The organism is Mangrovibacter phragmitis (assembly GCF_001655675.1).
In the GTDB taxonomy this organism is placed as follows: Bacteria; Pseudomonadota; Gammaproteobacteria; order Enterobacterales; family Enterobacteriaceae; genus Mangrovibacter; species Mangrovibacter phragmitis.
This window is the reverse complement of sequence record NZ_LYRP01000048.1, coordinates 52,402-68,591: the sequence shown is the minus strand read 5'-3', so window position 1 is coordinate 68,591 and position 16,190 is coordinate 52,402. Positions and strand designations below refer to the sequence as shown.

Annotated in this window: 15 protein-coding genes and 1 pseudogene; 7 read left to right on the top strand and 9 right to left on the bottom strand. The window is 49.7% G+C overall.

The annotated features are described in order from the left end of the window. Positions 1-250: 250 nt before the first annotated feature. The 6 genes and pseudogenes from A9B99_RS20605 to A9B99_RS20585 all read right to left on the bottom strand — a co-directional run bounded on the left by A9B99_RS20605 (position 251) and on the right by A9B99_RS20585 (position 7,732). Positions 251-1,549, bottom strand: a complete 1,299-nt coding sequence (locus tag A9B99_RS20605; RefSeq protein WP_064600845.1) for a methyl-accepting chemotaxis protein — start codon at positions 1,547-1,549, stop codon at positions 251-253. Between the two features lie 232 nt (positions 1,550-1,781). Then, positions 1,782-3,524: a DUF2264 domain-containing protein gene (locus A9B99_RS20600; RefSeq protein WP_064600842.1), complete on the bottom strand. Its 1,743-nt coding sequence runs from the start codon at positions 3,522-3,524 to the stop codon at positions 1,782-1,784. Positions 3,525-3,541: 17 nt separating this feature from the next. Continuing rightward, entirely contained in the window at positions 3,542-4,843 is a 1,302-nt protein-coding gene (locus A9B99_RS24315) for a TRAP transporter large permease (protein WP_064601016.1), read from the bottom strand. A 135-nt stretch (positions 4,844-4,978) separates the two neighbouring features. Further along, positions 4,979-5,350: pseudogene (locus tag A9B99_RS24310) on the bottom strand (TRAP transporter small permease); the annotation flags it as partial. A 181-nt stretch (positions 5,351-5,531) separates the two neighbouring features. Then, complete coding sequence (gene dctP, locus A9B99_RS20590; protein ID WP_064600840.1) at positions 5,532-6,518, bottom strand: TRAP transporter substrate-binding protein DctP; 987 nt, start codon at positions 6,516-6,518, stop codon at positions 5,532-5,534. Between the two features lie 32 nt (positions 6,519-6,550). Further along, positions 6,551-7,732 carry a glycoside hydrolase family 88 protein gene (locus tag A9B99_RS20585; RefSeq protein ID WP_064600838.1) on the bottom strand — a complete coding sequence of 394 codons (1,182 nt, stop codon included), beginning with the start codon at positions 7,730-7,732 and terminating at the stop codon, positions 6,551-6,553. 273 nt (positions 7,733-8,005) lie between these two features. On the opposite strand from A9B99_RS20585, the gene A9B99_RS20580 reads away from it, so the two are divergent. The 6 genes from A9B99_RS20580 (at position 8,006) to A9B99_RS20555 (ending at position 13,758) form a co-directional block, all read left to right on the top strand. Beyond that, positions 8,006-9,094, top strand: a complete 1,089-nt coding sequence (locus tag A9B99_RS20580) for a LacI family DNA-binding transcriptional regulator (protein ID WP_064600836.1) — start codon at positions 8,006-8,008, stop codon at positions 9,092-9,094. A gap of 263 nt (positions 9,095-9,357) precedes the next feature. Beyond that, on the top strand, positions 9,358-9,939 hold the full coding sequence (locus A9B99_RS20575) for a C40 family peptidase (protein WP_064601015.1): 582 nt from the start codon (positions 9,358-9,360) through the stop codon (positions 9,937-9,939). A gap of 524 nt (positions 9,940-10,463) precedes the next feature. After that, a complete protein-coding gene (lpxP, locus tag A9B99_RS20570; protein ID WP_064600834.1) occupies positions 10,464-11,375 on the top strand; it encodes a kdo(2)-lipid IV(A) palmitoleoyltransferase in 912 nt (303 codons plus the stop codon). Between the two features lie 437 nt (positions 11,376-11,812). After that, positions 11,813-12,400 carry a sigma-70 family RNA polymerase sigma factor gene (locus A9B99_RS20565; RefSeq protein WP_064600832.1) on the top strand — a complete coding sequence of 196 codons (588 nt, stop codon included), beginning with the start codon at positions 11,813-11,815 and terminating at the stop codon, positions 12,398-12,400. A 61-nt stretch (positions 12,401-12,461) separates the two neighbouring features. Beyond that, on the top strand, positions 12,462-13,505 hold the full coding sequence (locus A9B99_RS20560) for a permease (protein WP_064600830.1): 1,044 nt from the start codon (positions 12,462-12,464) through the stop codon (positions 13,503-13,505). A gap of 13 nt (positions 13,506-13,518) precedes the next feature. After that, positions 13,519-13,758 carry a thioredoxin family protein gene (locus A9B99_RS20555; protein WP_064600828.1) on the top strand — a complete coding sequence of 80 codons (240 nt, stop codon included), beginning with the start codon at positions 13,519-13,521 and terminating at the stop codon, positions 13,756-13,758. A gap of 43 nt (positions 13,759-13,801) precedes the next feature. Here the strand turns inward: A9B99_RS20555 and A9B99_RS20550 are convergent, their stop codons facing one another. Continuing rightward, positions 13,802-14,095: a YciI family protein gene (locus A9B99_RS20550; RefSeq protein ID WP_064600826.1), complete on the bottom strand. Its 294-nt coding sequence runs from the start codon at positions 14,093-14,095 to the stop codon at positions 13,802-13,804. A 371-nt stretch (positions 14,096-14,466) separates the two neighbouring features. Here A9B99_RS20550 and A9B99_RS20545 point away from each other — a divergent pair, with 371 nt between their 5' ends. Beyond that, positions 14,467-14,922, top strand: coding sequence for a GNAT family N-acetyltransferase (locus A9B99_RS20545; protein WP_064601014.1), 456 nt, complete (start codon positions 14,467-14,469; stop codon positions 14,920-14,922). 5 nt (positions 14,923-14,927) lie between these two features. Here A9B99_RS20545 and A9B99_RS20540 read toward each other — a convergent pair whose 3' ends face one another. Together A9B99_RS20540 and A9B99_RS20535 are read right to left on the bottom strand one after the other, a co-directional pair. Next, the gene (locus A9B99_RS20540; protein WP_064600824.1) at positions 14,928-15,350 is read right to left on the bottom strand and encodes a hypothetical protein; all 423 of its coding nucleotides are present in this window, start codon (positions 15,348-15,350) and stop codon (positions 14,928-14,930) included. A gap of 141 nt (positions 15,351-15,491) precedes the next feature. Then, on the bottom strand, positions 15,492-16,109 hold the full coding sequence (locus A9B99_RS20535) for a DapH/DapD/GlmU-related protein (RefSeq protein WP_064600822.1): 618 nt from the start codon (positions 16,107-16,109) through the stop codon (positions 15,492-15,494). Between the last annotated feature and the right edge of the window lie 81 nt (positions 16,110-16,190).

The window sequence follows — 16,190 nt, the reverse complement described above, 5'->3', positions numbered from 1 at the left end:
TGAGCGCTGTTGATCATTGCCTGGCGGATATGTTCCTGATTAAGACGATACACAGTGAAAGTCACGCAGCCAGTCACCAACAGACCCGCTAAAAAAGTGATAACGGTGGCGAATCGCAGATGCAATAATTTACTTATGTGCCGTGCCTGCATACTGTCGTCCCGAGTTAGCGCGATTGAAGGCGCGATACATCAAACAGAGGTTACTCTGCGTTTGTTGTGATACCTGCTGTGTTACAGTATCGTCCCGGTCAGACATTTAATTTATGAATGACCTCCACGAATCCATTTACACCCCGGTTGATTTCATTAAGGCTGCGGGACAGATCACTTATTTTGTCGTGCTCTGTTTTCAGGAACTGATTTATTTCATCCAGTTGGCGATACATCTCCGCAATCAGTGCATTATTCTTTTCTACCACCTGGGTAATTTTGTGGGTTGCTTCGGAAGTGGAGGCCGCCAGGCGACGAACCTCTTCAGCAACCACAGAAAACCCGCGCCCGGATTCCCCGGCACGAGCAGCTTCAATGGCTGCATTCAATGCCAGGATATTGGTCTGCGAGGCGATGGCATCAATAGTGCCGACAATGGTGTTGATGTCCTGAGCTGACTCAGTGAGCTGGCTACCAATATGTGAGGCGGCGTCCACTTGCCCGGCAATATGCTCAGAGTTTTCAACGGTTTCATTCAGTACCTGGTTGGCATTATGGGTAATTTGTGATGTTTGCTCAGATGTTGTGACAGCAATGTCAGCAATACGTTTGGCATTTTCCACCCGGTCGGTAATATCTGAGGCGAATTTAATCACTTTATATACTTCGCCGTGGCTGTTGATGATGGGATTATAACTGGCCTCCAGCCATACACGCCCGCCATCCGCTGTTTTACGTTCAAACCTGCCTACAAAAGACTGGCCATTTTGCAAATTATCCCAAAAGTGAGGATTTTCCTTATAAAAACTGTCATAACAAAATAAGCGGTGATGTTTCCCCTGAAGCTCCTCTGCCTGGTAGCCCATGATTTTAAGAAAATTATCATTCGCCCAAATAATATGGCCGTCAGGTGAGAATGTAATCACCGCCAGCGAACGGTGTAAGGCAGATATAATGGCTTCTTTATCTTCCAGTTCCAGGTGTTGGCCGGTAATATCCGAAGCCAGTTTAATTACCTTAATGACTGTGCCTTGCTGGTTTTTTACCGGAAAATAAGTGGCTCGCAGGAAAAAAGGCTGGTGGTTTTTTTTATAACGTTCAAATATTCCATCCACAGGGTTACCTGCCGCCAGTCGTTGCCAGAAAGCGTTATATTCTGGGGTATGTGTATAATCTGGCCGGCAGAGCATGCGGTGGTGGTGGCCCTGAAGTTCACTGAGCGAGTAGCCCGAAACCGCCAGGAAAAGGTCATTGGCATATAAAATGGTACCATCGGGTAGAAATTCTATCCAGGCGACGAAGGATTTAATTGCATTTAAATCAAAAGATTGTAGATTATTTTTCAGACCAGGAACGGCGCTTTTTGTTAAGCTCTGTGGCTTCGATAATCCAAACATGACTTTCTCCGCAGTTGCAGTGGCGAATATTTTTACTCTCTATTTGTATAGAAAAGTATTAGCCTGGAGTTGTTCAAATAGCAGATATTCAGATGGTTTATTTTTTTATTAAGCAGGGCTAATTTTTATTTTTATTAATAATTAATTTTGATAAGGAATAGGCATCTTTGATTTGTGATTGTGGCGGGAAGTAATGCGCCATAAGTCAAAATAACAGATGGCGCAATGATTATTACCGTGTTTCAGGTACCACTGCAAACATGCTTTCCAGCACCTGTTCGCCAGCGGGCAAGTGGGTTAACAAGAAAGGCACAACGGAGCGCGGTGACAACAAATTAGTGTGTGCCCGCGCAGCAGCGTGAGCTTGTTTAGCATGAGAATCAAGGCTGGTTATTCTTGATTGCCCATTTTCACCTTCCAGAACAATCTGCGCACCTGAACCGGAGTTTTTTGCCAGGCAAGAATGTGCCTTATGCCACTGGTGCACGGCAAACCCGGTTTCAACTACCCGTGCAGGTTTGTGCAGCATAAAACGGTGACGCCGACGGCAGCCGCCATCACTCAGCACGGTTATCAGCGTTTCGACTTCGATATCACCAGCCAGCCAGAGGATTTGCATTGTATCCCCCTCAACCTGTACAGATTTATTGGCGTGGCGCATGTGCCAGTGAATGCCATTATCCTGGCTGAATGCGAGAATGTTATCACCAAAATTGAGCAGATGGCCGTATGCAGTACTTTCCATCTCCGGGCCAAATGCAGTGGAGTAAGCAAATTTATTGTATTTATCCCACTGAAACTTGGTCTCGATAAAACCGGCAAAATGCACAATGCTGTGGCCGTTTACCCGCTGAGCAATGCTATTGGCCGCTGGCATGGCAAATATTGGGCCGGGTGCGCAAGCCGCAGATTCTTCACTGCACCAGAATGGATGTGTTTCAGGCAACAGTAGTGGTAAAAAGGCTTTCATTGCCCACCAGGGCGAGGTTGGTGAGTTGTACCATTCTGCCATCAGCAAATTTGGGTAGCGGTAGCCCCGGGTTAACAAACCCCTTTCGCTGAATATCGGGCTGTGCTGCCAGCTGCGAATATGGCGTGCCCACAGGCCTTTTACCAGGGCCATCTCGCCCTGCTCTAAAGGCAGCATGGCGGCGGCACCCCAAAAGCCGGCACTGGCGAAACGGTAACAACCTGAACGCCCAATGGGCAGGGCTTCACCGCTATCCGCAAACCAGGTAGAAAAAGGTGTAATAAAGTCACGGGCATGCCTGATAAACAATTGAGCGTATTCTTCATTGGGGTTATCCAGCAGGCAGGCATAAATCAGCCCATAAAAATGCAGGGCGAAGCCGCCATAGTGGTCAATTGCCTGGTCGTCACCGTCACCATACCAACCTTCCCCCCGATACCAGCCAGCAATTTGTTCCAGGTAGCGCTGGTGTAATGCCTGGTCTACCAGATCTTCCCGGCCAACCCGGGTGAGCCCGGCCTGCACCAGTAAGGTAAAAAACAGCCAGTTGTTCTGTGGCATAGCGTGGTGCTGGATAGCCGCCAGCCAGGTAGCCAGTTGATTTTGGGTCGTGGCGGAAAGTGGCTGCCAGCCTTTTTCTGGCAACACTGCCAGCAAAAATCCAAAAGCAGCCATTTCCACACTGCGCTGATTGGTATCACCGGTTGGCCCCCAGTAATGGGGATGGGTTGGGTCAACGCCTTCGCGAATTGCGTTATGCAACAACGGCCACCAGGGAAACTCGCCACCTCCCAGCACCAGTGGAATAATTCCCCATAGCGGGCGAGCCACGCCTTCAAGCGCGCTGGCCTGCATATCGAAAATAGCGCCACCTTCATTGAGATCCAGCGCAGCGCCCTGGCCGGACAGGTAAGGAATGAGCGGAGTAAACAGGTCGCGCACCATCTGTTGAGCATCTGCGCGAGTTTTTAGTGGGTTATTGTTAAAGGGAAAGTAATATGCCATGGCGTGACTCCTTTCAGTTACAGGCCAAACAGCCCGGGTAGCCAGAGGGTAAAGAACGGGAACCAGGTAATAAGCAGCAAACCCACCAGTTGCATGGCGAAAATTGGCAGCAATGGGCGAATCACCCGGGTGACTTTCTCACCGGTGATACTGCAGGATACAAACAACACAGTGCCAACTGGCGGGGTGACAATGCCAATCGCCAGGTTGTAGGTGAGCACGACACCGAACTGTACCGGGCTCATGCCCAGCTCTGTAACCACCGGGAACAGAATTGGGGTAAAAATCAGCATGGCCGGGGTCATATCCATGAATACGCCAACCACTAACAAAGTTACGGTTATCAACAGTAAAATAACGAATTTGTTGTCACTGACACTGATTAACAGCTCGCCAATAGTGTCGGGGATATTGGCAAAGGTCATTGACCAGCTCATTAACCCTGAGCAGGCGATAAGAAACAAAATCACTGCGGAAGTGATTGCGGATTCTGCCAGCACTTTCACCAGTTTTTTCATGCTGAGAGTGCGGTAGATAAGCCCCAGCATCAGGCTCCAGGCAACCGCCACACCCGCGCCTTCTGTTGCGGTGAATATGCCACCAATGATACCGCCAATAATCACGACAACCAGGGAAAGGCTGGGTAATGCCCGTATGAGCACCTGCGATATTTCCCGCCACAGCCAGGGAGATTTATCGACCGGGTAGTTATGCCTTCTTGCCCAAATCCCGGCAACAATCATTACTGCCAGCCCCATCATGATACCGGGCAGGTAACCTGCCAGAAACAGGGCCGCAATCGACGCGCTGCCACCGGTTATCAGCGAGTACATGATAAACACGCCAGTGGGCGGGATAAGCATACCTGTGGGCGCTGAGCTGGCATTGACGGCAGTAGTAAAAGCCATGTCATAGCCTTTTTCTTTCGCCATGGGGGCGACAATACCGCCAATTGCCGTGGAAGCCGCAATGGCTGAACCTGACAATGAGCCAAACAACATATTGGCGATAATATTTGACTGCCACAGGTTGCCAGGGATGCGTTTACCCAGTAACAGGGCGAGGTCGAGCAGGCGGCGGGCAATACCGCCCTGGTTCATAATATTTCCGGCCAGAATAAAAAAGGGCAGGGCCAGAAAACCAAAGCTGTCCAGCCCGGAAAACATCTTTTCGCCGACCACTGCCAGCAGGTCTCCGGGGGCAATTTGCAGAGCCAGAGTGAATAAACCAGAAAGAGCCAGGCCAACGGCGATGGGGGTGTTCATTGCCAAAAACAGGAAGAATGTACTGAATAAAACCAGCAGTGAAGTGGCTTCCAGATGGTCGTAAACCAGCCATTCCCACAGTGGTGTGGTGGCAAACTGGCTGAAGGCGAACAGGATTACAGCCAGGCTCAGAGCACACACCAGACTTTCCAGTAAGGTGCGCAGTGAGCAGCCTAATTCGCGCAGGGCAAATAATACGCGGTGGATAATCATGAATGCCCCACACAGCACAACAGCGCCATGCAACATGCCAACAGATACTTTGAGCATGGGCGTCAGCATCTGGCTGTTTTTTTCCATCGCCAGCCAGCCGCCAGCCAGCAAAATCACCCCAAAGGTGATAACCAGCAGGTTATTAAATTGCATCATCCAGCGCTGGGTTGTGGCGCTGGCCCGGTCAAATAATATTGGCAGGCTGAGGTGGCGAGTGCCGTTAAAACACTGTGCTGCGCCAATTAATCCCAGCCAGATAAGTGAAAAGCGCAGCAACTCTTCCGACAGGCTGCTGGGTGACTGAAAAAAATAGCGGGTAATAACACTGTAAATAATCAGCAGGCTCATGGCGGCTAACAGGCACACCATAAAACAGCTGAGTATTTGCGACAATACTTGCTCAATACGGTGCAACCTGCTTGTTGCAAGGGACGCAGGCTGCTCCGCAAGGCTCGGGGTCGTGGTCTGGTTCATTGCGGTGATCACTCATAGTGAGCCGGGCGTGCGCGGGTTATGCACGCCGGCCAGGTTAAACATCCAGCTCGCGGTCTTCTATAGCGAAAATGCGTTCCAGTGCTTCACGTTTATCCGGGTCTTGCATGGCATCGCGCCACAGAGGTTTCATGGCTTCAATGAGTGGTGCTTTGTCAATATCGGTAATGACGACGCCCATTTTCTCTTCTGCCAGTTTTTCGGATTGTTTATGAGTGGCATCAATCAGAGTGATGGAGTGTTCGGATGCCGCGTGCATTGCGGTGCGCAGGACGGCCATGTCGTCATCAGTAATGGTTTTCATCGCGCGCTGGCTCAGGACAATAAAGTCTGTCAGGCGGGTTTGCTCACTGCGCACGCCATATTTAGTGACTTCACCAAATTTTATTTCCCACAGGCCAGCCAGGCTGCCTTCTGCGCCATCGACCATTCCTTGCTGCAGTGCGCCGTATGTTTCAGTGAACTCCAGTGGAACCGGAATCGCCCCCATCGCCTGCAACATACTGATATAGGTGTCTGATGCCATCGTGCGAATTTTCAGGCCCCGGATATCTTCAATGCTGTAAATGGGTTTAGAGGCATGCAGGCTGCGAAAGCCATTGCTGATATAGCCTAAAACCTCAAAGCCATTTTTCTGGGTGGTTGCCAGCAACTCGTTGTGCATGTAATCGCTGCTCATGACCTTGTGGTATTCCTCAAGGTCACGAAAAACATAGGGAAGGTTAATCACGCCAATTGCCGGTTGCAGGTTTTCCAGCATGCCGCTGTTTAGCATGCCCATATCTATCACGCCGCTTTGTACTTGCGAGATGTACTGGGTCTGCCCGCCTAATGCGCCATTCCAGTAAACGCGGATATTTACCCGGTTGTCTGTACCGGTTTTTACTGCGTCGACAAATTGTTTAATGACCTGTCCGGTAGGGCTGTCTGCCGGAGTGTTGGTTGCCAGTTTGTAGGTACGGGCCTGGGCACTGAATGACAGTACTGCAGCGAGCAGGGCGGTAATCAGAATACGGCTTTTCATTACGGTGTTCCTTTTCTGATGCGGGGTAAGTGTTATTTCCAGAAGAAGTCGGTATAGCCGTTGGCACGCATAAGCGCTTCCAGGTAGTAGTAATCGCCATATGGCAACATGTTGTTGCATAACCCTTCTTTCACATATGAAGCGCCTTCACTCAGCAACCCTTCTGCCTGAGGGTTACCTGCCAGGCAACACTGATCCACCAGGCTTGCGAGCATGCTGGCTCCGGCCTGTTGGTAGTGTTCCTGTTGGATTTGGTCACTACAGTGTTGGGCGATTAGTAACAAACCCGCGGCGGTGACAGCGCCTGCAGAGGAATCGCGCCAGGGGGTTTCATGGGCAGGAAGGCGGTAATCCCACAGGGGAATGCCATCATGTGGCAAATGGGCAAGAGCGTAATCCGCCAGGTGTATTGCTGTATCCAGCCACTGGGGATCGCCGGTATGCTCGAAAAGTTGTGCATAACCGTGAATGGCCCAGGCCTGGCCCCGTGACCAGCAAGAGTCATCGGCATAACCCTGAAACGTTTCCCCGCGCAGCGGTTGCTGAGTGAGTGGATCAAACAAGAAACAGTGCCAGGTGCTGTAATCTTCCCGAATGATATATTTTTTCAGTGTATGAGCATGGGCGAGAGCCGCTTCACGATAGACCGGGTTGGCAGTGCTCTCCGATGCCCAGAACAGTAGGGAGAGGTTTTGCAAAGAATCGATAATGGTACGGCCCAGAGTTTGTTCCAGCCCCAGCTCATGGTGTTCATTCCATGCCACCAGGTATTTCCCTACCCGACGAAACCGCCCGAGTAATGTATCGGCTGCTTTCAGTGCCATGGCTTTGCTGGTTTCACACCCGGTGAGTTTGTACTGCGCCACGCAAGAGAGCGAAAACTGAAACCCAAGATCGTGATCCATCCACTCGGGGTTATTCAGGAGTGTTTTGAAGTAAGGAAGGCGCATGGCTGCACTATTTCGCAAACGGCTTTCCCCGGTAACTTTGTAAGCCAGCCATAGTTGCCCGGCCCAGAAACCACACACCCAGTCCCTTGGTGGGCAAAAACGGTATTTAACACTGTTATCCAGGCCTATTTTGGGGTTCCGGTCGCCAATACGGCGGACATTATTCAGCACCGCGCAACATGCATCCTGCAATGCGTTTTCCAGTTTTTCATGAGGAACCTGAGCGGGAGTAAACAGAGAAGAGGTGGCATCAACAGCAGACATAATGTGTTCCTGTAATAAGTGAAGAGTCCATTTTTTCAGCGCAGCCAGGGTAACACTTGTCTTCAGGATCGTGTCGTGATCGTTTTCTCAGTTTTGAAAATTTTCTTGCACAGGAAAATTTTCCTGAGAATTTTACTTGTGTACAGCTGATACACATCGAGATTTATTTAAACGAATGACAAAAATGATGGAGTTGGGGTAGGATTCAGCTCAGTAACACAGCAGGAAACGACTTTTTTCAGGAAACATTTCCTTGTGGCAGGAGAATGAAGGATGCAGCCAGAGAACAAATCAAAAAAACCAACGCTGGCCGATATTGAAGCGCTGACTGGAATTTCCAAAAGTACAATTTCGCGAGTGCTCAATAACAGTAAATTTGTGACGCCTGAAATCACCACGAAAGTCATGGCGGCAATTGAAGAGACTGGTTACAAAAAAAACACCCCGAAATTACAAACAGGTATCACCATCACCCGGATTACACTGGTGGTGGGCGATTATGTCGGGCTGTCCACCGGTTTTTACTCTTACCTGATAAGCCATATCAAAGAAGAAGCACAGCGTATTCACCTGCATGTGGAACTGCTGGTATTGCATAATACTCAGAATGCTGAAGCCGTAGCGGCTCAGGTGGCAGGGCAGGAAGCTATTTTGCTTTTGGGGCTGGATACGCCAACCGTACTGAAGGTGATTCAGGCCCTGGGAATACCGGCGGTTATTATTAATGGCGCAGACTTGAATATGGTTTCTTCCTGCGTATCACCTGATTATACCCTTGGCGCAATGATGGCGACCCGGCATTTAATTGAAGCGGGCCACCGGGATATTCGTTTTATTACTGCCGGCTACCGGCACTCATTGTTTCAGCGTAAGGCGGGTTTTATGCGGGCAATGGAGCTGACGGGTACAGGTTTTGACGCCCGTTCACAGGTGCTGACGCTGGAAGATTACGCCCGTAACCAGATGCAAAATGAAGCACTGGCGGCAGAAATTGAGGCGGACCGGGCCGGTGGTGACTTTGGCGCGGCACAGGTAATCCCTCATGCGCTGTCTCATGGTGTGCTGGCAGGGGCGACTGCGTTATTTTGTGTCAGTGACATGGTGGCGATTTCGGTTATGGACTGTCTGCGCCAGGCCGGAATTGCAGTACCGGAGTCAGTTTCTGTTGTCGGGTTTGATGATTTGGCTATTTCGTCGCTGACCACGCCGCCGCTGACCACTGTGCGGACAGACTTTGCAGCATTAACCAAATCAGCTGTACATCTGCTGGTAACCGAAACTGGCCAGCAACATGATTACAGTGTCCGGATCAATACTCAGGTACATTTTGTGGCTCGTCAGTCTGTAAAAAGGTTGAAATAATAGTGAAGCACGGCGGTGTGAATTAACTATCTGGCCCGATTTCTGGGCCGTGATATATATTCATAAATTGTTTTTCTGTTCTTGCGGATTTTCCCAAATATGGAGAATCGGCAGAGTGGGGGTTGCAGACTGGTTTGGTTGTTTTGTAATCAATTGTAATGATTGCTCATTCAATGAAATGCCTTAAGCATAGTATTCCAATAATTCCTTCTTTAGGATGAATGCCACTTCTTATAATACAGCCTACTGAAAATGATAAAAAAATGATGATTTCCCGACAACCTGTTGCCATTTTTGGATTGTTATTAATGCTGTTGACGGGCTGTAGTTCACGGCCAGTTCATCAGGGAAAATATGCAAGTGATTTACAGGCAGATGATCAATTTTCCTCGCATCAACAGCCTGATTTAATTAATGTTATTGCTGCCCTGCATGATCAAATGGGCGCATGGAAAGGAACACCATATCATTGGGGGGGAACAACACTGAAAGGTGTTGATTGTTCAGGGTTTGTCTGGCGCACTCTCAAAGATCGCTTCAATATTGATATTAACCGGGTGACGACTGCGCAATTAATTCATATGGGGCACCGGGTTAGCGAGGATCAATTACAGCCGGGCGATTTAGTGTTTTTCCGTATTCACCATGAAATGCATGTCGGTTTTTATGATACCAAACACCATTTTTTGCACGCTTCTTCCAGCCGTGGGGTAATGCGCTCGTCGCTGGATAATCCTTACTGGCAAAAAGTATTTTTGGAAGGGCGACGTTTGCCTGGGGAATATGGTGCACAGATCTCTTTCAATTATGGCAATAATACTTCCGAGAAACTGGCTAACGAATAACGCGAATATTACAGCATCCGGCGCTGCAATATTACCGGGTTGTGCCGGCACTGGTATTGTATCAGGTTGCAGGTGATAGCTGGTGCAATGGATTGTCTGCCTGCTTCTTTCTTAAGGGCTTTTGCCCAATCTGCGGCCTGGGGCAGGCCCGGTAACTAAATGAGTACGGTTTGGCTGGCAGGCAATGCTGCCGGTTGTTTCTGTTGCTGAAGGTATAACCGGTAACCGCCTGGACATCATCCTGGTCTGGGTGCCAAAAAATGGAAAAAAAAGCCTGTAAGAACAGGCAATAACCGCAGGCACATTTCCCCTCCTCTTTCTTTACAAAAAATATTATCTGCATACCATAGTCAACATGATGTTTGTCAGTTACTTTAGGCACCGGAAAGACGTAGTCACTGGCAGGAATTATTTCCAGGTGGGAAAATAATCTCTGTGGACGTACCGCATAAAGACAGATGAAGAAATTCGTTTTTGCCTTACGCGTTACCAGTTTTAAACGCACTTTTATCAGGAAAAAACAAATGTCTTCAGGTTTCTGTCGTTCATTTCTTCATCCACGCTATTGGTCGCTCTGGTTTGGTCTGGGTGCCCTTTGGGTGCTGGTTCAGTTGCCATACCCTGTTCTGGTTAGAATCGGTAGCGCTTTGGGCCGGGCTTCTCGCCCATTTTTAAAACGCCGCGAACGTATCGCCCGGCGTAATATTGAATTGTGCTTCCCCAATATGGCTCAGTCTGAGCGTGAAAAGCTGGTTGAAAATAACTTTGTTTCCCTGGGAATGGGCTTAGTTGAAACCGGTATGGCCTGGTTTTGGCCTGATGCCCGTGTGCGCAAGTGGTTTGATGTGGATGGCTACGGGCACTTAGCTGCTGCTCTGGAACGCGGCAATGGTGTTATGGCGGTGGGTGTGCACTTTATGTCTCTTGAGCTCGGTGGCCGGGTGATGGGGTTATGCCGCCCGATGATGGCGACTTACCGCCCTCACAACTGTGCGGTAATGGAATGGGTGCAAACCAAAGGCCGTCTGCGTTCGAATAAGGCTATGATTGACAGGCGCAATCTGAAAGGACTGGTGGCTGCGCTGAAGAGCGGTGAAGCAGTGTGGTTTGCTCCGGATCAGGATTACGGCCCTAAAGGCAGCCTGTTTGCCCCGTTTTTCTCCGTACCTGACGCCGCCACAACAAATGGTACCTATGTACTGTCGAGGTTATCTCACGCATCCATGCTAACCATTACCATGGTGCGTAAAGCAGCCGGTAAAGGCTACCGGTTGTATATCAGCCCTGCAATGACAGACTATCCACAGGAAGACCAGGCGGCAGCCAGTTACATGAACCGGGTTATTGAACAGGAAATACTGCGTGCGCCGGAACAGTATCTGTGGGTGCACCGCCGTTTTAAAACCCGCCCGGTGGGTGGTGGTTCTTTGTACTGACAGGTAGCATTGAAACATAGTTCTGGCAGGCTTTACTGGCAGATATAACAAACCCCGGCTGGTTCCGGGGTTTCGTTTTTCTTATACCTTGCTTATAACGCTCTTAACTGTTTTATTAATTGTCCCGCTTCCTGAATAACCACTTCTTTGTAAGGTAAACAGACACATTCAAGTGAGATTGCTCCCTGGTAACCTCTGTTGTGAATGCCTGAAAGGTGCGGTGAACTGCCGGGCCGGGTGAACACCTGGAAAATGCAATGCCCATTGCAAGCTCTGCCATTTCTATGCAAATAAGATCACATTTTTTCAGTTTTTGTGCACCTGAGCAACTGTTGTACTGTGAGTGGGGAAAAATGGCAGGAATGCGTGTAGCTGAACAGTTTGCCATTTATCCTGACCGTATTCTGCTATCACCCTGAGTGTTGAAGAGATGCGCTATGCCCTGCGTCCAACGTTGTGTTCCACCATGCCTTACTGCGTCATGGGGCAGTGTTGCGAATGAGCTTCGCCGCTGGTTGTTGGCGCGGCTGCCTGCACAAACCAGTGTGGATGATGTGATGCAGGAAGTCTTTCTTCGAGCGCTTTCCACCCAGGAAAATTTCTGTACGGTACAAAACCCGCGTGCCTGGTTTTATCAGGTTGCGCGCCATTACCTGGCCGATACATACCGGCGTGGCAGGCACTTTATCCCGCTGGAGCAGGTTGTGGAAGGTGAACCTGCCGCCCCGGAAGCCATGGACAAGGCGGTAATTGACCAACTGGCTCAACAATGCCTGCCTCGGGTGCTCAGCGAACTGGCGGAAGCGGACAGCGATATCGTTCGCTATTGCGACCTGCAAGGGATGACGGTTGCCGAATATGCCGTAACACATCAGTTATCGCTTCCTGCTGCGAAATCCCGCTTGTTACGAGCCCGGCAGCGTTTGTACCAGTTGATGCGTAAAAAGTGCCAGGTACAGACCGACCCAACCGGCGCTGTATGCCAGTTTGTTCCACGCGATGCATCCTCTTCCTTAATAAAATAATCTGCATCCTTTTCTGCTCTGCTGCGTCTTCTTACCAGGAAGCCAGAATGAGGAGAGAAAAATGTGCCATTCAGTGTTGTTACAGCGCGCGTTGCTGCGCTGGCCTGCCATTGTGCTGCTGGTGGGCGGTGTGGTGTGGGTGGCGCTGTATAGCCTGCTGTATCCGCTTTCTGTAGCACTGCTTTCGTTATTGCCTGTTGACCAGCGCAGCCCGGCAGGGCAGGCGCTGCAATTTTTCCTCTACGATACGCCCAAAGTGTTGCTGTTACTGACCGGGGTGGTGTTTGTGATGGGGATGGTGAACAGTTATTTCACGCCAGAGAGAACCCGTGCGGTGCTCGCACGGCCCGGTGTGATTGGTTCACATATTCTGGCCGCATTGCTGGGTGTGGTGACACCTTTCTGCTCCTGCTCTGCGGTTCCGTTGTTTATTGGGTTTGTGCAGGCAGGGATCCCACTTGGGGTGACATTTTCCTTTCTCATTGCAGCACCCATGGTTAACGAAGTAGCGCTGGTTTTATTGTTTGGCCTGTTTGGCTGGCAAATTGCACTGCTGTATTTAGTGATGGGCCTGGCTGTTGCCATGGTCAGTGGCTGGGTTATTGGCAAGCTCAATATGACACTTTATCTCGAAGACTGGGTGCGGGAGATGCCCCGCGTTGATACCCACATGGCCCGTGAAACATTCCTGCTGGTTGAATTGATTAAACAAGGAGCCCGGGCTGTGCGAGAAATCGTAGGGCGAGTCTGGCCTTTCATTTTGGCGGGGATAGCTGCTGGCGCTCTGATTCATGGTTATGTGCCAGAAAACATGATGGTGAGCATCATGGGGAAACAGGCCTGGTGGTCCATCCCTCTCGCAGTGGCAGCGGGCGTACCGATGTATGCCAATGCGGCAGGGATCCTGCCTGTGGTTCAGGCCTTACTCGCCAAAGGTGCAGCATTAGGCACGGTACTGGCCTTTATGATGAGTGTTACGGCCTTGTCACTTCCTGAAATGGTGATTTTACGCAAAGTGCTGAAACTGCGCTTAATTGCCACATTCACGGGCGTGGTTGCCTGTGGGATTGTATTAGTCGGTTATGTATTTAATGCACTGTTTTAACAGGAGATAACAGATGAAAAACATCAAGGTGTTAGGTTCCGGATGTGCTAATTGCCGCAAGACCTGTCAGGTGATTGAAGAGGTTGCCTTTGATGCCGGGGAAACCATTCAACTGGAAAAAGTGGATGCCATTGAAGAAATTGCCCGCTATGGCATTTTACGTACGCCTGGCGTGGTGATGGATGGCAAAGTAGTGCATAGCGGTGGTGTGCCTGAGCGTGAAAAAGTGGCGCAATGGTTTGCTCACCATTAGCCCGGCAGGCGAGGCAGGGCAATTGCCCGCTTCGCCTGTGTTATTACAACAGTGTTTTTAGTGCCTCTGCGCACATGCTGGGTTCGAAAGCAGTAATGACCGTTTCTACCAGGTTATTTTGGGAAAAGGGATCGTGGCGCAATCTTTCAAGGAGTAATTCTTTGCTGGCACACTGTGCCAGAATAACACCACCCACCCGGGGAACCTGACGGCCTGATGCCAGAAATACCCCATCGGCATAACCCTGTTTCAACCATTCAATATGTGCCGGAATATGGGCATCAACCTCTTCCAGAGGTTTGATATATGTTAATGTCACTACATACAGTATCGTCATTGCTGTTTCTCTGTCCTTTGGCATAAAACATTTATCTTACTGCAAACTTAAGAACAACGGGTGCTGAATATTTGTAGCGACCAGTCTGTATTATATGGCTTCTACTGCAGTGAAATTTCAGTGTATTAGGAAAGTCTGATATAAGTTATATCCTTTAATGAACCATGCTGCTAAGGGTAAATAATGAAATTACGCCTTTTAGCGCTGGTTTTGGAGGGGGTTGTCTGCGGCCTGGCTCTGGCTTACGGTGCCAGAAAAAGCCCAAAAACAGGCACAAGCCAGGTGGTTTTGCGACATACTTTTCTGGTTTGTGTCTTGTGTTGGGCTCTGGCTCAATGTTATTAATGGAAGTGATAATCAGTGAGATTTTTATGGACAGAACAGAAATAACGATTGCCGGAAAAGCTGATTTACCTGAGTTATGCCAGTTATTTAACCAGGCACGAGCAGAAGGTGATGTATTTACCAGTAAACACTACACCGACAGTGAGTTCGCGCAGTTAATTACTGGCGAACAGGTATTTGTTGCCCGCCTTTCTGGTTCGGTTGCCGGGTTTGCTGCTGTATGGCTGCCAGATACTTTTCTTCATCATTTGTATGTTTCACCTGCTTGCCAGCATATGGGGGTGGGCACTGCATTACTGGAACACTGCTTGTGTGAAGTGGGCGAGACACTTTCGCTGAAATGCCTCGTGGCTAATATTACAGCCTGCCAGTTTTATGAAAAGCGGGGTTTTGTGAAGCGGGGGAAAGGGCTAAGCCCTGAAGGCCGCTATATTCTGTATGCCAGAACGCCGTTCGCGGCCATCAGGGGACTCAGAGAGTAACCGGGTTATTCACTGATTTTCTTTTTCAGTTTTTCCGCGCCGTTTTTGGTGGCATCCCACCCTTTTTCGGCACCTTCTTTGGTTGCGTCCCAACCTTTCTCGGTGGTGGCTTTGGTTTTATCCCAGCCTTTTTCCGCACCTTCTTTAGTGGCATCCCAGCCTTTTTCGGTACCCTCTTTGGTTTTATTCCAGGCTTTTTGCGAATCTTCGCTGACTTTGCTGCTCAGCGTGTCACTTTTGCCTTCAGCGGCATGTTTGGATTTAAGCTTCAGCTCATCGCCCTTGTCTTGTGCCTGATGCAGTTTTTCCTTCGCGGTATCTGCACCCTCGTGTGCCGCGGCAACGGTTTCGTCAGTTGCGTGTGTTGTTGCGGCAAAAACGGGAGATGCCAGCAAAAGCGCAGAGAATGCCATCACTGTTTTTTTCATCACTTCCTCACTAAACATGATCAGTACATGAGTATTCAGGAGTATGGCGTAATGAAATCTGTGATGCATTAGGAATAAACCCTAATTCAATCATCGGGTTTACTGGATACCTCTGGGGAATGCGTTGAACTGGCTCTGGTTTTACGCCTGCCACTTAGCACAGAATGCTTCAATATTTTCACTCTGAAAGTCTGCCAGATGCTCAATAATGGTATCCAGCGGCCAGTTCCACCAGGCTATTTGTTGTAACTGTTGTGCCGTTTCCGGGGCAAAGCGCGAGCGAATAACTTTGGCCGGAACGCCACCCACCACGGTATAAGCCGCCACATCTTTGCTGACAACCGCTCCGGCGGCAATAACTGCGCCATCACCAATAGTGACACCCGGCAGCACAATGGCGCCATGACCAATCCAGACATCATTACCAATAATGACCGTCGCGGCGCGGCGGCGGGCAAAGAATGCATGGTCTCGTTCTGCGTGCGGAGAATAGTACTCCGGGCAGTAGGTGATGCGGTGCTGAGCTGGCCTGGACATTGGGTGATTGGGTGCCCCAATTCGTACCTGGTTGGCAATCGCCGTGAATTTCCCTATTGCCGCATCGGCAACGGTACAATACTCACCAATATATGAAAAATCCCCTAATGTGCTGTATTCCATGGTGGTTGCAGCCAGAATTTCGCATTGCTGGCCGGTTTGGCATTCACGCATGCGTACACTGGGGTCAATAAAGGTTGTTGCGAGTTTAACGGGTTTCATTCTGGTTATGTGCTCATTTTTGTGTGTGCGGCCCTGGCAGTGTAGCCAGGGGCTGTGTCGGTAACATGACAGGCATCAGTG

Coding starts and splice junctions, on each gene's coding strand:
- A9B99_RS20605 (WP_064600845.1), bottom strand. CDS start 1,549: ATGTTTGGATTATCGAAGCCACAGAGCTTAACAAAAAGCGCCGTTCCT.
- A9B99_RS20600 (WP_064600842.1), bottom strand. CDS start 3,524: ATGGCATATTACTTTCCCTTTAACAATAACCCACTAAAAACTCGCGCA.
- dctP (WP_064600840.1), bottom strand. CDS start 6,518: ATGAAAAGCCGTATTCTGATTACCGCCCTGCTCGCTGCAGTACTGTCA.
- A9B99_RS20585 (WP_064600838.1), bottom strand. CDS start 7,732: ATGTCTGCTGTTGATGCCACCTCTTCTCTGTTTACTCCCGCTCAGGTT.
- A9B99_RS20580 (WP_064600836.1), top strand. CDS start 8,006: ATGCAGCCAGAGAACAAATCAAAAAAACCAACGCTGGCCGATATTGAA.
- A9B99_RS20575 (WP_064601015.1), top strand. CDS start 9,358: ATGATGATTTCCCGACAACCTGTTGCCATTTTTGGATTGTTATTAATG.
- lpxP (WP_064600834.1), top strand. CDS start 10,464: ATGTCTTCAGGTTTCTGTCGTTCATTTCTTCATCCACGCTATTGGTCG.
- A9B99_RS20565 (WP_064600832.1), top strand. CDS start 11,813: ATGCCCTGCGTCCAACGTTGTGTTCCACCATGCCTTACTGCGTCATGG.
- A9B99_RS20560 (WP_064600830.1), top strand. CDS start 12,462: ATGTGCCATTCAGTGTTGTTACAGCGCGCGTTGCTGCGCTGGCCTGCC.
- A9B99_RS20555 (WP_064600828.1), top strand. CDS start 13,519: ATGAAAAACATCAAGGTGTTAGGTTCCGGATGTGCTAATTGCCGCAAG.
- A9B99_RS20550 (WP_064600826.1), bottom strand. CDS start 14,095: ATGACGATACTGTATGTAGTGACATTAACATATATCAAACCTCTGGAA.
- A9B99_RS20545 (WP_064601014.1), top strand. CDS start 14,467: ATGGACAGAACAGAAATAACGATTGCCGGAAAAGCTGATTTACCTGAG.
- A9B99_RS20540 (WP_064600824.1), bottom strand. CDS start 15,350: ATGAAAAAAACAGTGATGGCATTCTCTGCGCTTTTGCTGGCATCTCCC.
- A9B99_RS20535 (WP_064600822.1), bottom strand. CDS start 16,109: ATGAAACCCGTTAAACTCGCAACAACCTTTATTGACCCCAGTGTACGC.